Annotated in this window: 5 protein-coding genes and 4 tRNA genes; 7 read left to right on the top strand and 2 right to left on the bottom strand. The window is 49.6% G+C overall.

Annotated features, from left to right (window positions below):
* The first annotated feature begins 211 nt into the window (after positions 1–211).
* Both murB and birA read left to right on the top strand, forming a co-directional pair.
* A complete protein-coding gene (murB, locus tag ACLJRS_RS23515; protein ID WP_000149788.1) occupies positions 212–1,240 on the top strand; it encodes a UDP-N-acetylmuramate dehydrogenase in 1,029 nt (342 codons plus the stop codon).
* Complete coding sequence (gene birA / locus ACLJRS_RS23520; RefSeq protein ID WP_000655746.1) at positions 1,237–2,199, top strand: bifunctional biotin--[acetyl-CoA-carboxylase] ligase/biotin operon repressor BirA; 963 nt, start codon at positions 1,237–1,239, stop codon at positions 2,197–2,199. Before murB ends, birA begins: the two co-directional genes overlap by 4 nt.
* A 34-nt stretch (positions 2,200–2,233) precedes the next feature.
* Here birA and coaA read toward each other — a convergent pair whose 3' ends face one another.
* Together coaA and ACLJRS_RS23530 are read right to left on the bottom strand one after the other, a co-directional pair.
* A complete protein-coding gene (gene coaA, locus ACLJRS_RS23525; RefSeq protein WP_000023068.1) occupies positions 2,234–3,184 on the bottom strand; it encodes a type I pantothenate kinase in 951 nt (316 codons plus the stop codon).
* 208 nt (positions 3,185–3,392) lie between these two features.
* On the bottom strand, positions 3,393–3,566 hold the full coding sequence (locus ACLJRS_RS23530) for a hypothetical protein (protein WP_001541267.1): 174 nt from the start codon (positions 3,564–3,566) through the stop codon (positions 3,393–3,395).
* Positions 3,567–3,585: 19 nt separating this feature from the next.
* Between ACLJRS_RS23530 and ACLJRS_RS23535 the strand changes: the two genes are divergently transcribed.
* The 5 genes from ACLJRS_RS23535 to ACLJRS_RS23555 form a co-directional block, all read left to right on the top strand.
* Positions 3,586–3,661, top strand: a tRNA-Thr gene (locus ACLJRS_RS23535).
* An 8-nt stretch (positions 3,662–3,669) separates the two neighbouring features.
* Positions 3,670–3,754 (top strand) — tRNA-Tyr (locus ACLJRS_RS23540).
* Positions 3,755–3,870: 116 nt separating this feature from the next.
* Positions 3,871–3,945 (top strand) — tRNA-Gly (locus ACLJRS_RS23545).
* 6 nt (positions 3,946–3,951) lie between these two features.
* Positions 3,952–4,027: transfer RNA gene (locus tag ACLJRS_RS23550), tRNA-Thr, on the top strand.
* Positions 4,028–4,142: 115 nt separating this feature from the next.
* Positions 4,143–4,354 (top strand): GTP-binding protein (locus ACLJRS_RS23555; RefSeq protein WP_000031661.1); only part of this gene is annotated, 212 nt, incomplete at its 3' end.

Below are 4,354 nucleotides of genomic sequence, written 5' to 3' on the forward strand. Positions count from 1 at the left end.
TCCCCATGCGAGAGTAGGGAACTGCCAGGCATCAAATAAAACGAAGGGCCCTGTCGGAAGACAGGGCCTTTTGTTTTTGTCTGTTTCTGCCGGATGGCGGCTCCGCCTTATCCGGCCTACAGGGACGCGCCGATCTCCCCTCATTATAACCACAAGCCTTCCCAACACAGATACGGTAAACTATTGCCGATTGAGTATCAGGAAAGCAGCCATGACCCACTCCCTAAAACCCTGGAATACCTTCGGCATTGATCATTGTGCAAAGCACATCGTATGCGCTGAAAACGAACAACAACTACTGAGCGCCTGGCAGCAAGCAACTCGTGAGGGACTGCCGGTTATGATCCTGGGTGAAGGAAGCAATGTCCTGTTTCTGGAAAATTACGCCGGCACCGTGATCCTTAACCGCCTGAAAGGCATTGAGGTCAATGAAACCGCGGACGCCTGGCACCTACACGTCGGCGCAGGCGAAAACTGGCATCAGCTGGTTCGCTACGCGCTGGACAACAACATGCCCGGCCTGGAGAATCTGGCGCTCATCCCTGGCTGCGTTGGTTCCTCGCCTATACAGAATATTGGCGCGTATGGCGTAGAACTACATCGCGTCTGCGACTACGTTGACTGCGTTGAACTGGAAACGGGAAAACGTCTGCGTTTGTCCGCGGCGGAATGCCGTTTCGGCTATCGTGACAGTATCTTCAAAAATGAATATCAGGATCGCGTTGCGATCGTCGCGGTGGGTCTGCGTTTGTCAAAGCAATGGCAGCCGGTGTTGACCTATGGCGATCTTACTCGTCTGGACCCGAAAACGGTCACCGCGCAACAGGTGTTTGATGCTGTATGCCATATGCGCACCACAAAATTGCCGGATCCTAAAGTGAATGGCAATGCGGGCAGCTTTTTTAAAAATCCCGTTGTCGCAGCCGATATCGCTATGGAACTGTTAGAACGATTTCCCAACGCGCCGCATTACCCTCAGGCAGACGGCTTAGTAAAGCTGGCGGCAGGCTGGCTGATAGATCAATGTCAGTTGAAAGGCGTCACCATTGGCGGCGCTGCGGTGCATCGCCAACAGGCGCTGGTATTGATTAATGCGAATGATGCGACAAGTAAAGATGTGGTGGCGCTGGCGCATCATGTCCGGCAAAAAGTGGGTGAAAAATTTAATGTCTGGCTGGAGCCTGAGGTTCGCTTTATTGGTCGGTCCGGAGAGGTGAACGCTGTGGAGAGCATTGCATGAAAGATACTACCGTTCCCCTGACGCTGATCTCACTACTTGCCGACGGAGAGTTTCACTCAGGCGAGCAGTTGGGTGAACGGCTGGGAATGAGCCGCGCGGCGATTAATAAACATATCCAGACATTACGCGACTGGGGAGTAGATGTATTTACCGTTCCCGGGAAAGGATATAGCTTACCGGAACCCATCCAGTTACTGGATGCTGACCGTATTCATAGCCAACTGGATAGCGGAAACGTGGCGGTATTGCCCGTTATCGATTCAACCAATCAGTATTTACTTGATCGAATTGGCGAGCTGCGCTCAGGCGATGCCTGTGTAGCAGAATACCAACAGGCGGGGCGTGGTCGTCGCGGGCGTAAATGGTTCTCACCGTTTGGCGCGAATCTATATCTTTCAATGTACTGGCGTCTGGAGCAGGGCCCTGCGGCGGCAATAGGCCTGAGTCTGGTCATTGGAATTGTGATGGCGGAAGTGCTGCGTGAACTGGGCGCAGATAAAGTTCGTGTGAAGTGGCCTAACGACCTTTACCTACTGGACCGCAAACTGGCGGGTATTCTGGTCGAGTTAACCGGTAAAACGGGCGATGCCGCACAAATAGTGATTGGCGCTGGTATTAACATGGCAATGCGTCGCGTAGAAGAGGACGTGATAAATCAGGGATGGATCACACTACAAGAGGCCGGAATTACGCTCGACCGCAATATGCTGGCCGCAAAGCTGATTTATAAGCTACGTGCTGCGCTTGAGCTTTTTGAGCAAGAAGGTCTTTCTCCTTATCTTTCGCGCTGGAAAAAACTGGATAATTTTATTGATCGCCCGGTAAAACTAATTATTGGTGACAAAGAAATATTTGGTATTTCTCGCGGCATTGATACTCAAGGCGCATTATTGCTTGAACAGGATGGCGTGATTAAACCCTGGATGGGCGGAGAAATATCGCTGCGAAGCGCCGAATAGTAAAAAAGGGGAGTCGGTGCTCCCCTTTTTTCTGTTATTTCCGCAATCTTACCTGTTCCACCGCATGGTTAGCGCTCTTAGTCATAATAAGGCTGGCACGTTCTCGCGTGGGTAAAATATTTTGTTTTAAATTCAACCAGTTAATTTCTTTCCAAAGCGAAGCTGCTGTATTAACAGCTTCTTCTTTAGATAATTTCGCATAATTGTGGAAATAAGAGTCAGGATCGGTAAACGCCCCTTCGCGGAATTTCAGGAAGCGATTGATATACCACGTCTGAAGAAGTTCTTCTGGCGCATCCACGTAAATAGAGAAATCAACGAAATCAGAGACAAATACATGATGCGGATCGTGAGGATAATCCATACCGCTTTGTAAAACATTCAAACCTTCAAGAATCAATATATCAGGCTGAGCGACGGTTTTATCCCCTTCAGGAATAACATCGTAAATCAAATGAGAATAGACTGGCGCCGTCACGTTCGGTACGCCCGACTTGAGGTCAGAAACGAATTTCACCAGTCGGTGCATATCATACGATTCGGGGAACCCCTTTTTCTTCATTAACCCGCGTTCTTTCAACACCTGGTTTGGGTGGAGGAAGCCGTCTGTGGTAATCAATTCAACACGGCGGTGTTCCGGCCAGCGACTCAGCAACGCTTGCAGAACGCGTGCTGTCGTGCTTTTACCCACTGCGACGCTGCCCGCGATACTGATGATATAAGGGATTCGCTGGCCGTTAGTGCCCAGAAACTGTTCCAGGACAGCCTGACGACGCAGATTTGAACTGATATAGAAATTTAGCAAACGGGAGAGAGGTAAATATATTTCTGCAACTTCTTCCAGCGATAAATCTTCATTAATGCCTTTTAACTGCGCGATCTCATCCTCGGTCAGGGTCATCGGCACAGAATCGCGAAGCGCAGCCCACTGGCTGCGATCAAACTGTAGATAAGGCGTCATTAACGATTGCTCTTTTATACTCATAAGCATGTTTCTGGCTGCTATTGCTACATCAGTTCAGCGATGAACGAGGGCCATCCCTGACATGCAACGGCACGTCACATTTAAGTTAATTTGGACAATGGGCAGGAGGGTAACACCAGATGGGGAGGAATAATAAGAAAAAATCTCGCTGTGAAAGCTATCCCTGAGAAGCAATGTGACGAATATACCAGATACAGAAGATTGCTTTCTATCGACGGAGCGTTGAAATGCCGCGTCGTATCCTGGTCAGACGGTCGGTAAAATGCCGAAAATTTATGCTCTCTTGTTTGAAATTAGAGCATTTTTGTCTCTTATAGCGCAAAATGTGAGCGATAGAACATTTTATGCAATTTTTTAGTTGCATGAGCACGCAGGTCTCCATAGAATGCGCGCTACTTGATGCCGACTTAGCTCAGTAGGTAGAGCAACTGACTTGTAATCAGTAGGTCACCAGTTCGATTCCGGTAGTCGGCACCATCAAGTCCGGTGGGGTTCCCGAGCGGCCAAAGGGAGCAGACTGTAAATCTGCCGTCACAGACTTCGAAGGTTCGAATCCTTCCCCCACCACCATTTTCGGCCGCGCGATGGCGCAGCCCGAGACGATAAGTTCGCTTACCGGCTCGAATAAAGAGAGTTTCTCTCGATATTCAGTGCAGAATGAAAATCAGGTAGCCGAGTTCCAGGATGCGGGCATCGTATAATGGCTATTACCTCAGCCTTCCAAGCTGATGATGCGGGTTCGATTCCCGCTGCCCGCTCCAAGATGTGCTGATATAGCTCAGTTGGTAGAGCGCACCCTTGGTAAGGGTGAGGTCGGCAGTTCGAATCTGCCTATCAGCACCACTTCTTTTCTCCTTCCTGTTTTTCTCTTCTGTTTATTAGCATTCAACAAGTCGGGCGTGTTGCCTGGTTGATGTGGTGATATCACCGATTTATCCGTGTCTTAGAGGGACAATCGATGTCTAAAGAAAAGTTTGAACGTACAAAACCGCACGTTAACGTCGGTACTATCGGCCACGTTGACCATGGTAAAACAACGCTGACCGCTGCCATTACTACCGTACTGGCTAAAACCTACGGCGGTGCCGCTCGCGCATTCGACCAGATCGATAACGCGCCGGAAGAAAAAGCGCGTGGTATCACCATCAACACTTCTCACGTTGAATACGA

Source organism: Salmonella sp. SAL00670, from assembly GCF_046552235.1.
GTDB classification, from domain to species: domain Bacteria; phylum Pseudomonadota; class Gammaproteobacteria; order Enterobacterales; family Enterobacteriaceae; genus Salmonella; species Salmonella enterica.

What these genes read in the sequence shown, in the direction of transcription:
- murB (WP_000149788.1), top strand. Translation starts at nt 212, where the DNA reads ATGACCCACTCCCTAAAACCCTGGAATACCTTCGGCATTGATCATTGT.
- coaA (WP_000023068.1), bottom strand. Translation starts at nt 3,184, where the DNA reads ATGAGTATAAAAGAGCAATCGTTAATGACGCCTTATCTACAGTTTGAT.
- birA (WP_000655746.1), top strand. Translation starts at nt 1,237, where the DNA reads ATGAAAGATACTACCGTTCCCCTGACGCTGATCTCACTACTTGCCGAC.
- ACLJRS_RS23530 (WP_001541267.1), bottom strand. Translation starts at nt 3,566, where the DNA reads ATGGAGACCTGCGTGCTCATGCAACTAAAAAATTGCATAAAATGTTCT.